The sequence below is a fragment of the Lysinibacillus sp. FSL M8-0337 genome (assembly GCF_038593855.1).
Lineage (GTDB): Bacteria > Bacillota > Bacilli > Bacillales_A > Planococcaceae > Lysinibacillus > Lysinibacillus sphaericus_D.
Genome location: NZ_CP151996.1, coordinates 3,548,379 through 3,564,062, shown reverse-complemented (window position 1 = coordinate 3,564,062; position 15,684 = coordinate 3,548,379). Strand labels below are relative to the sequence as shown.

Below are 15,684 nucleotides of genomic sequence, written 5' to 3'. Positions count from 1 at the left end.
ATAAAAAATACTAATTAAGTGAAAATATCGGGAATTTTGCTAATAATCTACTTGAAGCTGAATGTTTGTCATACAATAGTCAAAATTGATATGATAAGTAAGAAGGAAGGTGATTGGGATGACAAGTTTAAAGCAAGTAATAGAAGTGACTGAAGCGGCTGCATTTCATATTAATGAAATGATGGAGCATAATGAGGAGCAAGGTTCTTTTTTACGCGTAGCTGTTAATGGTGGCGGATGTAGTGGTCTATCGTATGGCATGCATTTCGATAAAGAGAAAAAAGAAGACGATTTTGAAGATGTACAACATGGTTTAACGATTCTTGTTTCCCGCGAAGATGCGCCTATTTTAATGGGAACAAAAATTGACTATAAACAATCGTTAATGGGCGGTGGCTTCACCATCGACAACCCAAATGCCATCGCATCTTGCGGCTGTGGCACAAGCTTTAAAGCGGCAAAACGTGAAGGTACGCCTGAAGTTTGTGAATAATTAAACGTGATATAAATGTTGAAGAAGGGTTGTATAGGTCTATACACTCCCGATTATAAGTAAACACAACCCTAAATTAGTGTCGTTAGGGCTGTGAATACCAAGCCTTTTTGATTTGTCTGTTGCGGAAAGCATCACAAATTGAAAGGGCTTTTTTGTATGGTTAAAAAAGAGTAAACAAACAGTGGAAAGATTGCAATGTAGAAAGAATATCCAAAAACTTAGAACAATCAATTGACCTTGTGGTTTCTGCTAAAAGTGCAGATGGGCTTCCTATTCTTACTATTGTAACTGCGTAAGTGAAAAGTTTTCCTTCTTATAACAGGAAACCAATCTTATTTTTCTTTTATAAAAAAGAAACCTGTTCCATTTTCTTGTGGTATAAATCCTTCTTTAATGGACATTTTTTCTATAGTGTTTTGTTCATCTGCTGTAATTACAGCGGTAACATCCTTTTTTTCAGTTGGCTCACCTTTAATAAAAAAGAAACCTGTTCCATTTTCTTGCTGTACAAATCCTTCTTTAACGGACATATTTTCCACTATTTTTTGTTCTTCTTTTGTTATAACCGTAGTAATGTCTGTTTGTTCTTCAGCTGATACTATATTGCTTTGCAAGTCTTTTGAAAAACCAATTGTGAATGCTAAAACGCCTGTTAAACCAATAGTGAAGACTAACTTCCCTTTCATATAAAAACCTCCATCTGAATGTAGTTTGAACTAATAACATATTTCTTTATAATTTTTCCTTATACAATCTTAGAAAGCAACTTAGAACTTCTCCGCTAGAGTTTCTCAATTTTTATTGTTATATTTTCTTCGCTAATTGTGATGTTTTCTGTTTCAGATACTTTCTTTATAGAATCTTTAATTATTTGTTTAATCATCTTATCATAAACTTTTATATCCTTCGAAAAGCTTATTGATATATCAATAATTCCTTTAACTGGACTACCATTTACCATTATTCCTTCTATTAACTCATTATCCAATTCCGTTTGTTCTGTTATAGATGCCATTATTTCTGTTTTAAATTCTGAAACTAAATTTAATTCTTTAGATTCTGACATTACATTTGCATCATTTTCCTTGTTTCCCGTAATATCTATAATTTCCTCTCTATTGCAGCCAACTAACAAAATTGAACTAAAAACAATTCCTGAAAGCATAGCTCTTTTTAACACTTCTACCCCTCCTTTATAAATAAATTACATATTTTGAAAAAATATCAATACTAAGTTTAACGATATATATTGGCGAAAGTTTCAATTTAAAACATAATATTGTGCATGTTGCTTACCTTATTGATTTGATAAAACTGAGTGAATATATACACATATTTATAAAGAAAGACTAAGGTATTTTCTAGAACGCCTTGAAGCTCATTTAAAATATATCGAGGTTGTGCACAGTCGAAGCAATGAAAGAGGATTTCATTACTTGTTTATTCATATATGTTCAGCTTTAAAAATAGGTAAAATTTATTATGGAAATATATACAGTCAATAGTAAAAATGGTAGAATAGTGAAGATTAAAAGGAGGTCATTTGATTGAATATACTTAAGAAATGGTTTGTTGCAGCCTTTGTACTCATTATGTTATTTAGTTTTCAGCACCAAGTAGCCGAAGCAGCAGACTATCGAACAGTAAAAGTTGTGAGTGGCTCCAGCTTAATTGTCAGAGAGTCGCCGAGTGATACAGCAAATTCGGTTGGTAATCTAGATAAGAACCAATTTGTAATAGAGTTTTCTACTTCTAATGGTTGGTCTCACATTCAAGCTGGTGATGTTAAGGGATACGTTAATACTTCATTTTTAAGCGTTCCACCTTCAACAATAAAAATTGCAAATTCTAAAAGTGGTCTTGTTGTAAAATCTACGCCATCACTATCGGCAGCCACATTAGCGACATTGAAGTACAATATGGTCGTTGAAGATTATGGTTCGGTAGGGAATGGATGGTCCTATGTGCAATATGGTAATGTGATAGGCTATGTTAAATCGGATTTTATGGGAAAGACTAAAACATCGACTAAGTATGTAAATACAAGTAGTGGAGTTGTTGTTCGCAATATTGCCAGTCAATCTGGAGCTTCAGTAGGTTCATTAAGCAATGGTACACAAGTAACAGTACATTCTACATTAGTAGGGTGGTCTTATGTAACGGCTGGTAATGTTAAAGGGTATGTAGTGGATTCATTTTTATCGACAAAGAAACCTGTTGTACCTTTCAATAATATTAACTTTAAATTGACTATTCGTGATGTAGAGAGAAATGAAAAATCAACGTTTATTCAAAAAATTCAAGACGATAGAGAAACTTATTTAATTTATGAGACGAAAAAATATGGCTATTTTGCAGAGTTAACGTACATTTTTATAGGTGGGCAATTAGAGTATATTAGCTATGATTTCTATCCAGATCAAAATAGTTATCATACATGGGATGAAATGTCTGTTTTACATGATATTCTGCATAGAAAAGGAGTTGAAGAATTTGGTAATGACTATCAATTCACATATGAGAAATATAATAGTTTATATACAACTTGGGAAAAGAGTGGTTACAAGGCATTGCTAACAGTGCACGATAACTATCTTTATACAACGGCAAAGTTAATATATTATCGTAAATAAAATTCATATAGTTAGAACTATTAGATATAAAGCCTTTTAAGTTGGTGCTTGCAAAAGCATAATTAATTTAAAAGGCTTTTTTGTATGGTTTTAAAGAAGGTGAAAATTGCAATGGAGAATGAATATTCAGTGTTAGTGATCTGGTTGTATTTATAAAAAAGCCTCACATTGTTGTAATGTAAATCTACAGTAGCGATTGAGAAAGTAGCATAAAAAGACTTGTGCTGAATCGTCGTTCGACGCACAAGCCTTCACAAAAGTATTTCTTTGAAAATATATAATCCTATTAAGATGTTAAGGATACCAAGAAAGTTTAGCATCACTATCTAATGGTTTATTTTTTATTTCCTCACTCAAAGTATTAAACCATTGACGTGAAATTTCTTCTGCTTTGAGATTGATATCGTCATTATCTTCCCAGATTATATGAGAAAACCAAGCTCCTGTTGCCCATTCAAATTGCAGTTCAGCAAATGAAATTTTAGGATGGTTCACTTGAATAAATTTATCATTTACTGCTTTAGAAACGTTAGAAGCTTGAGGTAGTAACTCATTTTGAATTTTTTCTATAATTGTAGGATTTTCAAGCTCATGCCACTTCATTAGATGCCCATCAATTTGGTAAAAAATATGGAAAGATGGCTGTACACCCATATCTATTAAAATAAAGGCACGTTCTACTGTGTTGTCAGTCGCCTTCACTGCGTTTACGATAATATTTTGTGCAATTTCCTTCCAAAAGTCATTTGCCTCATCTAATGGTGACAGTAGAGTAAACGCAGACTCAAGTTCAGAAATATCAGCTTCTGCTTTATTAACCTCTTCAACTTTTTTTAAAAATCTATTAAAGAACCCCATTAATTGCCTACTCCCCGATTTTATTTATGATAAATAATTTTAGTATTGTTGCTTATTTGTTAACTAAAATATATCTATTACAAATAATAACATATAAAAGTAATAAATAAATGGTTATGTAAATTTTTAGGGGCATAGGGTGAGCAGGGTGTTGTAGATAAGTTTACTTTGATTTTGGTGAAAGGGGATATTCGTACAAGTAAGAAAGAAGCTGCGATATATCTTCTTAAATAGAGATATTTGCGGCTTCTTTATGTACCGGTAAAAGATGGTTAGCTAAGTTTCGCTACTACATAATCATAAATTTCTTCTGAAGGTTTATCGAGTGCAATGGAGAACTCCGAAAATATAATTTCTTGTAAAGAGTGCAGTAATTTTTCTTCTTGATTTGGGAATTTTTTTTCGTTCGCTTCATATTCAATCTTTTTGCGTAGCAGAGTATTTAAGAGGTTAGCTTGCTTTTGTCGATCGCCGGTTTTAATAATTTCTACGTGAAATCTCATACGATGTGTGTTTTGTTCAATCCATTCCACACCAGGAGACGTAAAGGATTGTAAAATTTGAATGGCTTCTTCTTTTTTTATAACATCTCTAAGCTGTTTTTTTGCATTGTCAATAGGAGTACGTATCGTTAATTTTGAATCGTTTAGTGGTTGTAAAACGTAGTAAGTTTTAGTAATGTCGCTAAAGGTTTGTTCACAAATATCTTCAACTGAACAAAGTCCATGTGATGAATAAATGACTACATCGCCAACATTATACATGTATATTCCCTCCATCAAACATTATTGTCAACTTGGTTGACTAAATTAATTGTAAACAATAAAGGAACTTTTGTCAACTTAGTTGACGATGGCTTCGTTTTTTTGTATAGTAATTACGAAAATTATGGAATGAAGGTGAACGAGTTGAAGGACGAATTGCAAAATCGAGATGTCATTGATTTGTTGAGCGAACGTCATGAAATACTTCGACGACTTGCTGAAGAGAAATGGAATAAACATAATACAGTCCATATATCCAACTCAGAATGGCATATTTTAAGCAAAATTTATAAAAACCAACCGACTATTTCAGAAGTAACAAAAGTTGTGGATTTTTCTCGCCAAGCCACTCATAAATTTATTAAAAGTTTAGCAGCTAAAGGTTTGGTGGAAGTGAGCAATGCTGAGAATAGTAAAAAGCACAAAGTAATTCGAATGACGAGCTTCGGTGAAATATGCTATGAGCAAAATGAACGTAATAAAGCAGAAATTGAACAGCAATTAGTTCGTACTATCGGAGAAGAGCAAGTAGCGAAATTAAAAAATATCTTACAACTTAATTGGATGGAGTGCCAGTCACCGGAACAATTCTGAATATTTCTATTGCGCAGGACGAGTGTGCTGAGTTTAAGGCTTCTTCTGCAACGATATCGTCTTTTTTCTACAATTAAAATTTCTACCTATAGAAAGCTTAACGCTATAATATGGACATAGAGGTGAATGGATATGAAAAAGGATCGAGGCAAAGTTTGGTTAGGAGTCGCGGGTTGTACTGTCAATGAGCTTGGACAATGGCTTGTTGTCAAAAAGGCGTATAGCGGTTTAAAGGGGCGCTGGTCATTACCAGCAGGTTTTGTAAATGCAGGTGAAACAGTGGATGAGGCGATTGTCCGGGAATTACAAGAAGAAACAGGTTTAGATTGTTATGTGTCGGGCTTAATAGGCTTTCGTACAGGTGTGATTCACGGTGAAGTTAGTGATAATATGGCTATTTTTTATTGTAAGATGAAAGACGAGCGACAAAAGCTGTGTATTCAAGAAAATGAATTGTTAGAGGCAAAATGGTTATATCCATGGGAATTGGCACAGGATGAAATGACATCGGTCATGTTAAAGGAAATGGTTTCTAATCAGTTTGAACAGCATCAATTAGATGCCATTGAGGGTATCAATCCAGGAGAGGTATTCGGTTACACTTCTTACCGTTTATTCTTTAAAAAATAATGCAAGGAACAGCAAGTATATTGACTGAAAGTTGACGATTTACTAAAATATGACGAACATGCGAAATGAAGGATGTCTTCATTGAAAGCACTCTCATAATCATGTAAACTAATGAGAGGAAAACGGAGGTTATACATACATGGGTGGTTCAGTTTCATTAGTACAGTTAATCATTTCAATTGTGTTATTTTTCGTCATGTTTTTTGGTATCGGATTCTTATTGAATATGTTACTGCGAATGACATGGTTAATGGCAATTGTATATCCAATTGTTGTTGTTTTTATTGTCGATGAAGTAAGCTTTTTAGACTATATTTTTAAACCTGGTTCAGCTTTCCCAGCGCTGTTAGAGAAATTGCAAGCACTTCAAACAGTAGATATTGCTATTTTATCTGGCGGCTTCGCAGGAGCGATTGTAGCAGGAATTGTGATGATTTATTTACGTAAAAGTGGATATCGAATGTTTTAATATTTACAAGACACAATGTAATTGTGAAAGGAGCTGGTTCGAGGATGTGAACCAACTCTTTTTTTATTGAATAAATTGATAGGCTATGATGGCGATAAAGATGCCAGTCAATGCTCCGAAAAATACCTCACTACGCTTATGCCCAAGCAAGGTTTTTAATTCTTCCATTTTTTCTTGCCCATCCATTTGTGGCCAATCCTTAATATCACGTAGCAATGTTTGAAAATCTTTGCGCAATTGATTTAAAACAACGGCATGTTGTCCTGCTTGGTATCGAACACCACTTGCATCATACATGACAATAAAAGAAAACATAGCCGCTATGGCAAAAATGGGAGAATCTAAGCCTGTTTCATAAGCGATTGACGTTGTTAACCCTGTAACAGAAGCGGAGTGTGAGCTAGGCATGCCTCCAGTAGATGTGAATAGTCCCCATTTCAATTGTTTGGTCATTAAAAAGTGAATGGGGATTTTAACAAACTGTGCAAAAAGAACGGAAAAGAGGGCGACGAGTAGAGGCGTATTTTGAAGTATCGACATATTCATCACAACCTTCACTTGTAATTACTTTTATTATAACATTCATTATTTTCTAAAAGAAGAAATAGCTAAATATTACGTGCATTTCTGAAAGTTAGGTATAATAGAAATATTGAATGGAGGAATATTTATGCATATTGTTAAAGAAGCAAAAACATTTGAAACGATTTCTACAGAAGTATTAGTGGTGGGGGTCACAAAACATCGTGAACAAATGCAAGATTGGGCAAGTTTTTCGACTTTTTACGGAGAAGCTCTGAATAGTTGGCTTAGTGCAGGTGATGTTTCGACTGAACTAAAAGCCATTACAAAATTGCCATTTATGAAGGAGCATGCCCATCTAAAACGAATTTTATTTGTTGGCTTAGATGAACGTAAAAACTTAACGGAAGGCGATTTGCGTGCAGCCTTTGGTTTAGTCGGCAAAGAGCTAAATACTTTAAAAGTGAAAGAGTATTCCATTTGGTTAGAATCATTTACAACAGAAACAATAACGGTAGATGATGTAGCATTTTTAGCAGGAGAAGGCACAACGCTAGGCTATTATACGATTCCGCATTATAAAACAACTTCAAATGAAGTGGATAAGCGCATTGAAGCTGTACATTTCTTGACTACTGCTGAAGATTTAGATAATGTTGTGGCTAGCTTTGAGGTTGGAATTATTTATGCAGATGCCGTAAATGAAGCACGTAGCTTAATTAATCTTCCACCAAATTTATTAACAGCGACAGACTTAGCAAATTATGCACAGTCCCTTGCTATTGACTATGATTTTGAAGTGGAAATTTTAGATAAAGCCCAACTAGAGGAACTGGGAATGGGTGGTATTTTAAGTGTAAATCAAGGCTCATATGAGGAACCTCGCCTTATCACTTTAAAGTATAAAGCAACAGAAGATTTCACTGATCCGATTGGCCTTGTCGGTAAAGGTGTAACGTATGATACAGGGGGCTATTCTCTAAAACCTAAAGATTCGATGGTTGGAATGAAGGGCGATATGGGTGGTGCAGCAGCTGTGCTTGGCGCTATGAAAATTATTGGTGAATTACGCCCTAATAAAAACGTCGTAGCCGTTATTGGTTCTACAGACAATATGGTTTCGGATACAGCCTTTAAACCTGATGATGTGATTACAACGTATAGCGGTAAAACGGTTGAAATTTTAAATACTGATGCTGAAGGTCGTTTAGTACTGGCAGATGCTACTACATATGCTAAACAACAAGGTGCAACTGCGCTAATCGACGTTGCCACTTTAACTGGTGGTGTTATTACAGCTCTTGGTTTAGATAAAACGGGTGCGCTTTCTAATAACGATGAATTCTATGCGAGTTTTATGGAGGCAGCACAAGAGACAGATGAGTTTGTATGGCGTATGCCGTTAACAGAAAGTGATAAAAAGCGAATTCGGAAATCAGATATTGCAGATTTAAACAACTCTCCTGGTCGCGATGGCCATATGATTTTCGGAGGTGGCTTCGTAGGTGAGTTTGTTGGGGATTTACCATGGATTCATTTAGACATTGCAGGTACATCGGATGCAGTCTCTGCACATGATTTAGGACCAAAAGGCGGTACAGGTGTCATGGTGCGAACATTAGCAAACTTTGTGCAACGTTTAGGTGAAGAGAAATAGAGTAGGCAAAGGACTTGCGGTATATGTACCTCCCTTCATACGATAGAGAAAAAGGGAGGTAGCATATGCGGAATTTCGGAGGATATCCAGGAGGCTTCGGTGGCTTCTTTTGGCCAATTGGCGCACCATTTTTTGGAGGATTTTTAGGCGGTCTACTTGGATCACAATTTAATCAATATCCAAACTATCCAAACTACCCTAATTATCCAAACTATCGTCCATACCCACCAGGTCCATTTTACCCGCCAGGTAGACCATACCCGAGGTATCGTAGACCTTATTAATGTGATTTAAATGGGGGCCAGCAGTTTAACAGTTGGCTCATTAAAAAGTAAAAAAGTATGCTAGGAGTATTCGCTCCTAGCATATTTTTTTGCGTCTTGTAACGATTGGTTTCTTCGTTGACTTGTAAAATGAATAAAACAACTGTTGACAGAATATACTAAATTATTTATTATTCTTATTATATTACTAAGAATTAAAAATAAAAGCTGACTAGCAAACTAGAGGCTCTTATTATCCAAAGGCAGGACTGTGTCTATGGATAGTATGAGTCTCTTTTTTTATCGATGGAAAGGAGTGCAACGACATGGGGAAAGTGTTCATAGTAGGAGCGGGTCCTGGAGATGTTGATTTGATTACAGTGCGTGGATTGCGCTGCATTGAACAAGCGGATGTCATTTTATATGACAGACTGGTCAATAAGGATTTATTAGCCTATGCGAAAAAAGGTGCCAAGTTAATATTTTGCGGTAAATTACCAAATCGGCATGCCATGATTCAAGAGCATATTAATCATTCGCTTGTAAGCTATGCTCAACAAGGTTTTATCGTCACAAGGTTAAAAGGAGGTGACCCATTCGTTTTCGGTAGAGGGGCGGAGGAAGCTGAAGTACTGGCACAACATCATATACCATTTGAGGTCATACCTGGTATTACATCTGGTATAGCTGCACCTGCCTATGCGGGTATTCCTGTTACACATCGGGATTTGAGTTCAAGCTTTGCAATGGTCACAGGGCATATGCGAGAAGGAAAAGATGATGGTATTCAATGGGAAAGCCTTGCTAAAGGGATTGATACACTTGCGATTTATATGGGTGTTGGCAATTTACCTTATATTCAACAGCAGTTACTGCGATATGGACGTGATGCGCAAACGCCTGTCGCACTTATTCATTGGGGAACATGTGCACAACAAAAAACGGTGCTAGGTACATTAGCAACTATTGTGGATGTCGTACAACAAGAAAAAATTCAAAATCCGAGCATGATTGTAATTGGTAAGGTGGTGACATTAAGGGAAAAAATCCAATGGTTTGAGGAAGTTTGTCCACAAATGCCTTTCAAAGAGATGTCAGTATAAGGAAGTGTTTTGATGCAAGCGATTTTATATGTAGCACATGGCAGTCGTGTGAAAGCTGGTGTAGAGCAAGCAGTTGCATTTCTACAACGCGTGCAACAGGACATTGCATTACCAATACAAGAAATTTGTTTTTTGGAACTAGCCGAGCCGACGATTGCACAAGGTATAGAAAACTGCTTCCGCCAAGGAGCAACAGCCATTGCGATTATGCCAATTTTGTTGTTAGCCGCGCAGCATGCCAAGCATGATATTCCAAAGGAAATTGAAAAAGCACAAAAGCGATATCCAACAGTGCATTTTACATATGGTGAACCACTCGGCGTACATGAACTATTAATTGATACACTTCAAAAACGAATTTTAGAAACACAACTCCATTCTAACAATGCAAGTGTATTACTGATTGGACGTGGCAGTAGTGATCAAGCAGTAAGAGAGGATTTAACAAAAATTGCATTAAGATTACGCGATAAATATGGTTATGGAAAGGTCGATACGTGCTTTTTATACGGAGCGGGTCCTAATTTGGAGGAATGGTTAGCACAAAGAAAACAAGACAATGAGCAGGTATTTATTGTGCCGTATTTATTGTTTACAGGCATTTTACGTCAAAGTATTGCCAAGCGTTTACAAGGATATGAGGTAAAAAACATGATTTTATGTAATAGCTTGGGCTATGACGATAATGTAAGAAAAGTATTAGTGGAACGTATTATCGATTTAATAAAACGAAATTATTTGGAGGAAGGGTGTTTTTCGTAATGGTAGATAAAAGAAAAGAAAATATAAATCTAGCATTAGATAATGTCCGACAAATTTTAAATACAGTTAATCATGGCTCGATTACATTAACTGTTCAAAACTTTTACGTTGTACAAATTGAAAAGAAAGAAAAAATACGTCTTAGATAATTTAATAATGATACGTGAGGTGGCTTAGTTGAAACTGCAAGTAATTAACAGTCCTTTTAATGAGGAACAGGTGAAGCTATTAAATGAACTTCTACCTAAATTAACTGGAGAACAAAAAATATGGTTGAATGGATACTTAAGTGCTCCACTAACAACAGTAGATACCGTTGTAGAAGAAGCAGTATTGTCGGTAGTACCTGAGACGAAAATGGTGACGCTATTATATGGCTCACAAACAGGAAATAGCCAAGGACTCGCTGAAAAATATGCAGCTGCATTAAAAGCAAATGATATTGAGGTGACTGTCACATCTTTAGCAAAGTTTAAGCCAAATAATTTGAAGAAAATAACGAATCTTTTGCTCGTAGTGAGTACGCATGGTGAAGGGGAACCACCCGATCAAGCAATTCAATTCTATGAATTTTTGCACAGTAAACGTGCACCTAAATTAGAACATCTGCACTTTTCCGTTTTGGCATTAGGAGATAGCTCATATGAATTTTTCTGTAAAACTGGGCAGGATTTTGACGCACAATTTGAAAAGTTAGGTGCGAAACGCATCGTTTCACGTACAGACTGTGATGTTGATTACGATGAGCCAGCAGCCAAATGGTTTACAGCTGTTCAACAGGCATTATTACAGCAAAGCGATACAGCGATTGTCTCAAAAGCAACGCCATTATTAGAAGAAGAGGCTACATATTCCCGCAAAAATCCGTATTATGCCGAAGTATTGGAAAATATCAATTTAAATGGTCGTGGCTCGAATAAGGAAACACGTCATATTGAGTTGTCCATTGAAGGTGCAAATTTACATTTTGAGCCTGGAGATAGCATTGGTATTTTGCCAGAAAATGATGAATCTTTAGTAGATGCATTAATCACAGCCTTACAGTTTCATCCCCAAACAGAAGTAACGGTGTTTGAGGAATCCATGCAATTAAAAGAGGCGCTTCAAAAAAAATTAGAAATTACAGTGTTATCGAAGCCTCTTTTACAAAAAATAAGTGCTTTTACGGTGCATAAAGCATTTGCAGAGCTATGTGAAAGTGCTACAGCATGGAAGGATTATGCAAGAGGAAGAGATTTACTTGATGTCGTTGAAGATTTTGCTCCTTTTACTTGGGATGCACAACAGTTTGTAGCCCTTCTTCGTAAAATTCCAGCGAGATTGTATTCCATTGCTAGTAGCCAATTGGCCAATAGTGATGAAGTCCATTTAACAATTGGTAAAGTGAGTTATGAAACGGCTGGTCGAAAGCGTTTAGGCGTGTGTTCGGGCAGTATTGCAGAGCGAATTCAAGTGGGCGATACAGTACCGATTTATGTCCATAAAAATCCAAACTTTAGATTGCCAGAACAAGCAGATACACCAATTATTATGATTGGGGCGGGCACAGGTGTTGCGCCGTATCGTGCTTTTTTAGAGCAGCGAGAAGAGGTAGGAATAACAGGAAATTCTTGGCTGATTTTTGGCGATCAACATTTTGTCACCGATTTCCTTTATCAAACAGATTGGCAGCGCTGGCTTGCTTCAGGCACATTGGCTCAAATGGATGTTGCTTTCTCACGTGATACAGATAAAAAAGTATACGTCCAACATAAAATTCTCGAAAAGGCACAAGTATTTTATAAATGGCTTGAGCAAGGGGCTGTTATTTACGTTTGTGGTGATGAAAAATCGATGGCTGCGGATGTTGATCAAACAATCTGTCGCATTATTGAGCAGCAAGGGCACAAAACGCCTGAAGAAGCGAAAGCATATATCAATGATTTGAAACAACAAAAGCGCTACCAACGTGACGTTTATTAGTAAAGGAGCGAGATAAATGACTGGAAAAATTATTTTACCCCCACAACCTGGAACACCAAGTGATGTCGAGCGTATTAAAAGCGATAGTAATTACTTGCGTGGGACACTAGAAAGAACAATGAACGAACCTTTAAGTTCAGGTATTCCTGAAGATGATAATCGCTTAATGAAATTTCATGGGAGTTACTTACAGGATGATCGAGATTTAAGAAATGAACGGCAACGTCAAAAATTAGAGCCAGCGTATCAGTTTATGGTGCGCGTACGTACACCTGGTGGTGCGGCAACACCTGCACAGTGGCTTGTTATGGATGAGATGGCAAGAAAATATGGCAATGGTTCATTAAAATTAACAACGCGTCAGGCATTCCAAGTGCACGGGATTTTAAAATGGAATGTCAAAAAATATATGCAAGAAATAAATGAAGTACTGTTAGATTCTCTTGCTGCATGTGGGGATGTTAACCGCAATGTAATGTGTAATGTCAATCCCAATCAATCAGCATTACATGAGGAAATTTACAATTGGTCAGCAAAGTTAAGTGAGCATTTATTGCCTAGAACACGTGCCTATCACGAGTTATGGCTAGATGGCGAAAAAGTAGTGGATAGCCAAGAAGAAGAAATCGAGCCAATTTACGGTGCACAATATTTGCCTCGTAAATTTAAAATTGGTATTGCGATTCCACCGAGTAATGATGTCGATGTTTATTCACAAGATATTGGCTTTATTGCAATTGTTGAAGATGAGCAGCTTGTAGGTTTTAACGTAGTCGTTGGTGGAGGTATGGGGATGACACATGGTGATCATGAAACGTATCCACAGCTTGCGCGTATGATTGGCTTTATTACGCCAGATAAATTACTTGAGACGGCAGAGAAAATTATTACGATACAGCGTGATTATGGCAATCGTTCAATTCGTAAAAATGCCCGTTTTAAATATACAATTGATGCACGTGGACTCGACTGGTTTAAAACAGAATTACATCGTCGGCTAGGGTGGGAAATACAAGCGGAGCGTCCATTTACATTTGAGCGAACGGGCGATGAATTTGGTTGGATTAAAGGTGCAAATGGTAAATGGCATTATACGTTATTTATTCAAAATGGGCGCATTAAAGATTTTGAGGATTATGAGCTGTTAACAGGTTTACGAGAAATTGCCAAAGTGCATACGGGTGACTTCCGGTTAACACCAAATCAAAATTTAATGATTGGCAATGTATCGCAACAGCAGAAGGAAATCATTGCTGCGCTTATTGAGCAGTATAAGTTAACAGACGGTGCCCACTATTCAGCGTTGCGCCGTAATTCCATTGCTTGTGTGTCGTTGCCTACTTGCGGTTTAGCAATGGCAGAGGCGGAACGTTATTTGCCTTCACTTATTACGAAAATTGATACGATTATTGATGAAGCGGGTTTACATGATACGGAAATCGTTATTCGTATGTCGGGTTGCCCAAATGGGTGCTCACGTGCTGCAATGGGTGAAATCGGCTTTATCGGCAAAGGTCCAGGAAAATATAACATGTATCTTGGCGCAAGCTTTACAGGCAATCGTTTAAATAAAATTTATCGCGAAAATATTGGGGAAGAAGAAATTTTAGCCGAACTACGTCCAATTATGCTGCACTATGCAAAGGACCGTGTAGAGGGCGAGCATTTCGGGGATTTTGTCATTCGTGCAGGTTATGTAACAGCCGTCTTTGATGGTCGAGAATTCCATAAGGAATGAGGGTGTCAGGCACTCAAACAATTCTGAATTCTACTAGTGCCAGGCACTCAATAGAGGTAAGAACGCTTCCAGCAAAACGGACATCAACAGCATAGCGAAAAGTGTTAGATTGAAGGCAGTCAATCTAACACTTTTCTTTTTTGTCCCAGCTTTAAATAGAATAATCTTCTGGGATAAATACTTTTAATTGCTTTGGTCGCACAAATACATTGTCGCCTACTTTAAGATGAAGACTTAAAAATTGTTCTTTTGTCAGTTCTGCCTCTAAAAATTCATCCATGTCATAACGACGGAGTTCAATTTGAACAATCGGTCCAAGCAAATGAATATGGCTTATATAAGCGGGGACAGTGCCTGCTACCGCTGTTTTTTCAATTTGTATATCGTGTGGTCGCACATAGCCTACTGCATCTTCTTGTGTATGGGTATGCGTATCTGGCACATCAATGGCAAATTCTCCATGTGTCAACTTACCGTTATGTAAACGCCCTTTAAAGAGGTTAACATTACCTAAGAAATCATAAACAAATGGACTTTTAGGATGGGTGTACACTTCATCTGGACTTCCAATTTGCTCAATTTTGCCGTTGTTCATCACAACGATACGATCTGCGACATCGAGTGCTTCTTCTTGGTCATGCGTAACAAAAATACTTGTAATATGAAAATCATCATGTAACTTCCGCAACCAACGCCGTAATTCCTTACGCACTTTTGCATCAAGTGCTCCAAATGGTTCATCTAGTAAAAGGACTTTAGGTTCCACAGCAAGTGCACGCGCAAGTGCAACCCGTTGACGTTGGCCACCAGATAACTGTGTTGGATAGCGATCAGAAAAATTTTCTAGTTTAACAAGTCGCAGTAGGGTCATTACTTTATCGGTGATTTCTGCTTTGGATGGTCTTGTTTTTCGTGGTCGTACTTTCAATCCATAGGCAACATTATCGAAGACCGTCATATGGCGAAAGAGCGCATAGTGCTGAAAGACAAAGCCTACGTTTCGTTCCTTCGGGTGATGATTGGTAATTGTTTGGCCGTCAAATAAGATTTCGCCAACATCCGATGCTTCAAGCCCTGCAATCACGCGCAGTAAAGACGTTTTACCAGAACCAGAAGGGCCAAGTAGCGCAACCAATTCACCAGATTGAATATCGATGGATACATCTTGTAAAGCTTGAAAAGAACCAAATTTCTTAGAAACATTTTGAATTTGAATGCTCACGCAAGAATACC

Annotated in this window: 18 protein-coding genes; 12 read left to right on the top strand and 6 right to left on the bottom strand. The window is 36.9% G+C overall.

Going from position 1 to position 15,684, the window contains the following annotated elements; translation table 11 throughout:
- The first annotated feature begins 118 nt into the window (after positions 1 to 118).
- On the top strand, positions 119 to 493 hold the full coding sequence (locus MKY08_RS17350; RefSeq protein ID WP_069509836.1) for an iron-sulfur cluster assembly accessory protein: 375 nt from the start codon (positions 119 to 121) through the stop codon (positions 491 to 493).
- A gap of 335 nt (positions 494 to 828) precedes the next feature.
- Here MKY08_RS17350 and MKY08_RS17345 read toward each other — a convergent pair whose 3' ends face one another.
- On the bottom strand, positions 829 to 1,182 hold the full coding sequence (locus MKY08_RS17345; RefSeq protein WP_069509833.1) for a hypothetical protein: 354 nt from the start codon (positions 1,180 to 1,182) through the stop codon (positions 829 to 831).
- Positions 1,183 to 1,277: 95 nt separating this feature from the next.
- Positions 1,278 to 1,676 carry a hypothetical protein gene (locus tag MKY08_RS17340; protein ID WP_081327882.1) on the bottom strand — a complete coding sequence of 133 codons (399 nt, stop codon included), beginning with the start codon at positions 1,674 to 1,676 and terminating at the stop codon, positions 1,278 to 1,280.
- Positions 1,677 to 2,043: 367 nt separating this feature from the next.
- Here MKY08_RS17340 and MKY08_RS17335 point away from each other — a divergent pair, with 367 nt between their 5' ends.
- The gene (locus MKY08_RS17335; protein WP_069509830.1) at positions 2,044 to 3,129 is read left to right on the top strand and encodes an SH3 domain-containing protein; all 1,086 of its coding nucleotides are present in this window, start codon (positions 2,044 to 2,046) and stop codon (positions 3,127 to 3,129) included.
- A gap of 294 nt (positions 3,130 to 3,423) precedes the next feature.
- Here MKY08_RS17335 and MKY08_RS17330 read toward each other — a convergent pair whose 3' ends face one another.
- On the bottom strand, positions 3,424 to 3,987 hold the full coding sequence (locus MKY08_RS17330) for a hypothetical protein (RefSeq protein ID WP_069509827.1): 564 nt from the start codon (positions 3,985 to 3,987) through the stop codon (positions 3,424 to 3,426).
- A 272-nt stretch (positions 3,988 to 4,259) separates the two neighbouring features.
- On the bottom strand, positions 4,260 to 4,751 hold the full coding sequence (locus tag MKY08_RS17325; RefSeq protein ID WP_069509824.1) for a CarD family transcriptional regulator: 492 nt from the start codon (positions 4,749 to 4,751) through the stop codon (positions 4,260 to 4,262).
- 144 nt (positions 4,752 to 4,895) lie between these two features.
- Between MKY08_RS17325 and MKY08_RS17320 the strand changes: the two genes are divergently transcribed.
- The 3 genes from MKY08_RS17320 to MKY08_RS17310 all read left to right on the top strand — a co-directional run bounded on the left by MKY08_RS17320 (position 4,896) and on the right by MKY08_RS17310 (position 6,444).
- On the top strand, positions 4,896 to 5,345 hold the full coding sequence (locus MKY08_RS17320; RefSeq protein ID WP_256093132.1) for a MarR family transcriptional regulator: 450 nt from the start codon (positions 4,896 to 4,898) through the stop codon (positions 5,343 to 5,345).
- Positions 5,346 to 5,477: 132 nt separating this feature from the next.
- Complete coding sequence (locus MKY08_RS17315; RefSeq protein ID WP_069509818.1) at positions 5,478 to 5,975, top strand: NUDIX domain-containing protein; 498 nt, start codon at positions 5,478 to 5,480, stop codon at positions 5,973 to 5,975.
- 139 nt (positions 5,976 to 6,114) lie between these two features.
- On the top strand, positions 6,115 to 6,444 hold the full coding sequence (locus tag MKY08_RS17310; RefSeq protein ID WP_024364851.1) for a YuiB family protein: 330 nt from the start codon (positions 6,115 to 6,117) through the stop codon (positions 6,442 to 6,444).
- A gap of 63 nt (positions 6,445 to 6,507) precedes the next feature.
- Here MKY08_RS17310 and MKY08_RS17305 read toward each other — a convergent pair whose 3' ends face one another.
- Positions 6,508 to 6,990, bottom strand: a complete 483-nt coding sequence (locus tag MKY08_RS17305) for a divergent PAP2 family protein (RefSeq protein ID WP_036205676.1) — start codon at positions 6,988 to 6,990, stop codon at positions 6,508 to 6,510.
- 124 nt (positions 6,991 to 7,114) lie between these two features.
- On the opposite strand from MKY08_RS17305, the gene MKY08_RS17300 reads away from it, so the two are divergent.
- The 7 genes from MKY08_RS17300 to cysI all read left to right on the top strand — a co-directional run bounded on the left by MKY08_RS17300 (position 7,115) and on the right by cysI (position 14,451).
- Entirely contained in the window at positions 7,115 to 8,623 is a 1,509-nt protein-coding gene (locus tag MKY08_RS17300; RefSeq protein WP_069509815.1) for a leucyl aminopeptidase, read from the top strand.
- 65 nt (positions 8,624 to 8,688) lie between these two features.
- Positions 8,689 to 8,907, top strand: a complete 219-nt coding sequence (locus MKY08_RS17295) for a uroporphyrin-III methyltransferase (protein WP_069509812.1) — start codon at positions 8,689 to 8,691, stop codon at positions 8,905 to 8,907.
- Positions 8,908 to 9,212: 305 nt separating this feature from the next.
- Positions 9,213 to 9,989, top strand: coding sequence for a uroporphyrinogen-III C-methyltransferase (gene cobA, locus MKY08_RS17290; protein WP_069509809.1), 777 nt, complete (start codon positions 9,213 to 9,215; stop codon positions 9,987 to 9,989).
- Between the two features lie 12 nt (positions 9,990 to 10,001).
- Complete coding sequence (locus tag MKY08_RS17285; protein WP_069509805.1) at positions 10,002 to 10,751, top strand: sirohydrochlorin chelatase; 750 nt, start codon at positions 10,002 to 10,004, stop codon at positions 10,749 to 10,751.
- On the top strand, positions 10,751 to 10,900 hold the full coding sequence (locus MKY08_RS17280) for a YezD family protein (RefSeq protein ID WP_080653410.1): 150 nt from the start codon (positions 10,751 to 10,753) through the stop codon (positions 10,898 to 10,900). Before MKY08_RS17285 ends, MKY08_RS17280 begins: the two co-directional genes overlap by 1 nt.
- Before the next feature lie 28 nt (positions 10,901 to 10,928).
- The gene (locus MKY08_RS17275) at positions 10,929 to 12,713 is read left to right on the top strand and encodes an assimilatory sulfite reductase (NADPH) flavoprotein subunit (RefSeq protein ID WP_069509802.1); all 1,785 of its coding nucleotides are present in this window, start codon (positions 10,929 to 10,931) and stop codon (positions 12,711 to 12,713) included.
- Between the two features lie 16 nt (positions 12,714 to 12,729).
- Complete coding sequence (gene cysI / locus MKY08_RS17270) at positions 12,730 to 14,451, top strand: assimilatory sulfite reductase (NADPH) hemoprotein subunit (protein ID WP_069509798.1); 1,722 nt, start codon at positions 12,730 to 12,732, stop codon at positions 14,449 to 14,451.
- Between the two features lie 151 nt (positions 14,452 to 14,602).
- On the opposite strand, the gene MKY08_RS17265 is transcribed toward cysI, so the two are convergent.
- Positions 14,603 to 15,673, bottom strand: a complete 1,071-nt coding sequence (locus MKY08_RS17265) for a sulfate/molybdate ABC transporter ATP-binding protein (RefSeq protein WP_069509795.1) — start codon at positions 15,671 to 15,673, stop codon at positions 14,603 to 14,605.
- Between the last annotated feature and the right edge of the window lie 11 nt (positions 15,674 to 15,684).

What these genes read in the sequence shown, in the direction of transcription:
- MKY08_RS17325 (WP_069509824.1), bottom strand. Translation starts at nt 4,751, where the DNA reads ATGTATAATGTTGGCGATGTAGTCATTTATTCATCACATGGACTTTGT.
- MKY08_RS17285 (WP_069509805.1), top strand. Translation starts at nt 10,002, where the DNA reads ATGCAAGCGATTTTATATGTAGCACATGGCAGTCGTGTGAAAGCTGGT.
- MKY08_RS17315 (WP_069509818.1), top strand. Translation starts at nt 5,478, where the DNA reads ATGAAAAAGGATCGAGGCAAAGTTTGGTTAGGAGTCGCGGGTTGTACT.
- MKY08_RS17310 (WP_024364851.1), top strand. Translation starts at nt 6,115, where the DNA reads ATGGGTGGTTCAGTTTCATTAGTACAGTTAATCATTTCAATTGTGTTA.
- MKY08_RS17280 (WP_080653410.1), top strand. Translation starts at nt 10,751, where the DNA reads ATGGTAGATAAAAGAAAAGAAAATATAAATCTAGCATTAGATAATGTC.
- MKY08_RS17330 (WP_069509827.1), bottom strand. Translation starts at nt 3,987, where the DNA reads ATGGGGTTCTTTAATAGATTTTTAAAAAAAGTTGAAGAGGTTAATAAA.
- cysI (WP_069509798.1), top strand. Translation starts at nt 12,730, where the DNA reads ATGACTGGAAAAATTATTTTACCCCCACAACCTGGAACACCAAGTGAT.
- MKY08_RS17345 (WP_069509833.1), bottom strand. Translation starts at nt 1,182, where the DNA reads ATGAAAGGGAAGTTAGTCTTCACTATTGGTTTAACAGGCGTTTTAGCA.
- MKY08_RS17350 (WP_069509836.1), top strand. Translation starts at nt 119, where the DNA reads ATGACAAGTTTAAAGCAAGTAATAGAAGTGACTGAAGCGGCTGCATTT.
- MKY08_RS17305 (WP_036205676.1), bottom strand. Translation starts at nt 6,990, where the DNA reads ATGAATATGTCGATACTTCAAAATACGCCTCTACTCGTCGCCCTCTTT.
- cobA (WP_069509809.1), top strand. Translation starts at nt 9,213, where the DNA reads ATGGGGAAAGTGTTCATAGTAGGAGCGGGTCCTGGAGATGTTGATTTG.
- MKY08_RS17300 (WP_069509815.1), top strand. Translation starts at nt 7,115, where the DNA reads ATGCATATTGTTAAAGAAGCAAAAACATTTGAAACGATTTCTACAGAA.
- MKY08_RS17295 (WP_069509812.1), top strand. Translation starts at nt 8,689, where the DNA reads ATGCGGAATTTCGGAGGATATCCAGGAGGCTTCGGTGGCTTCTTTTGG.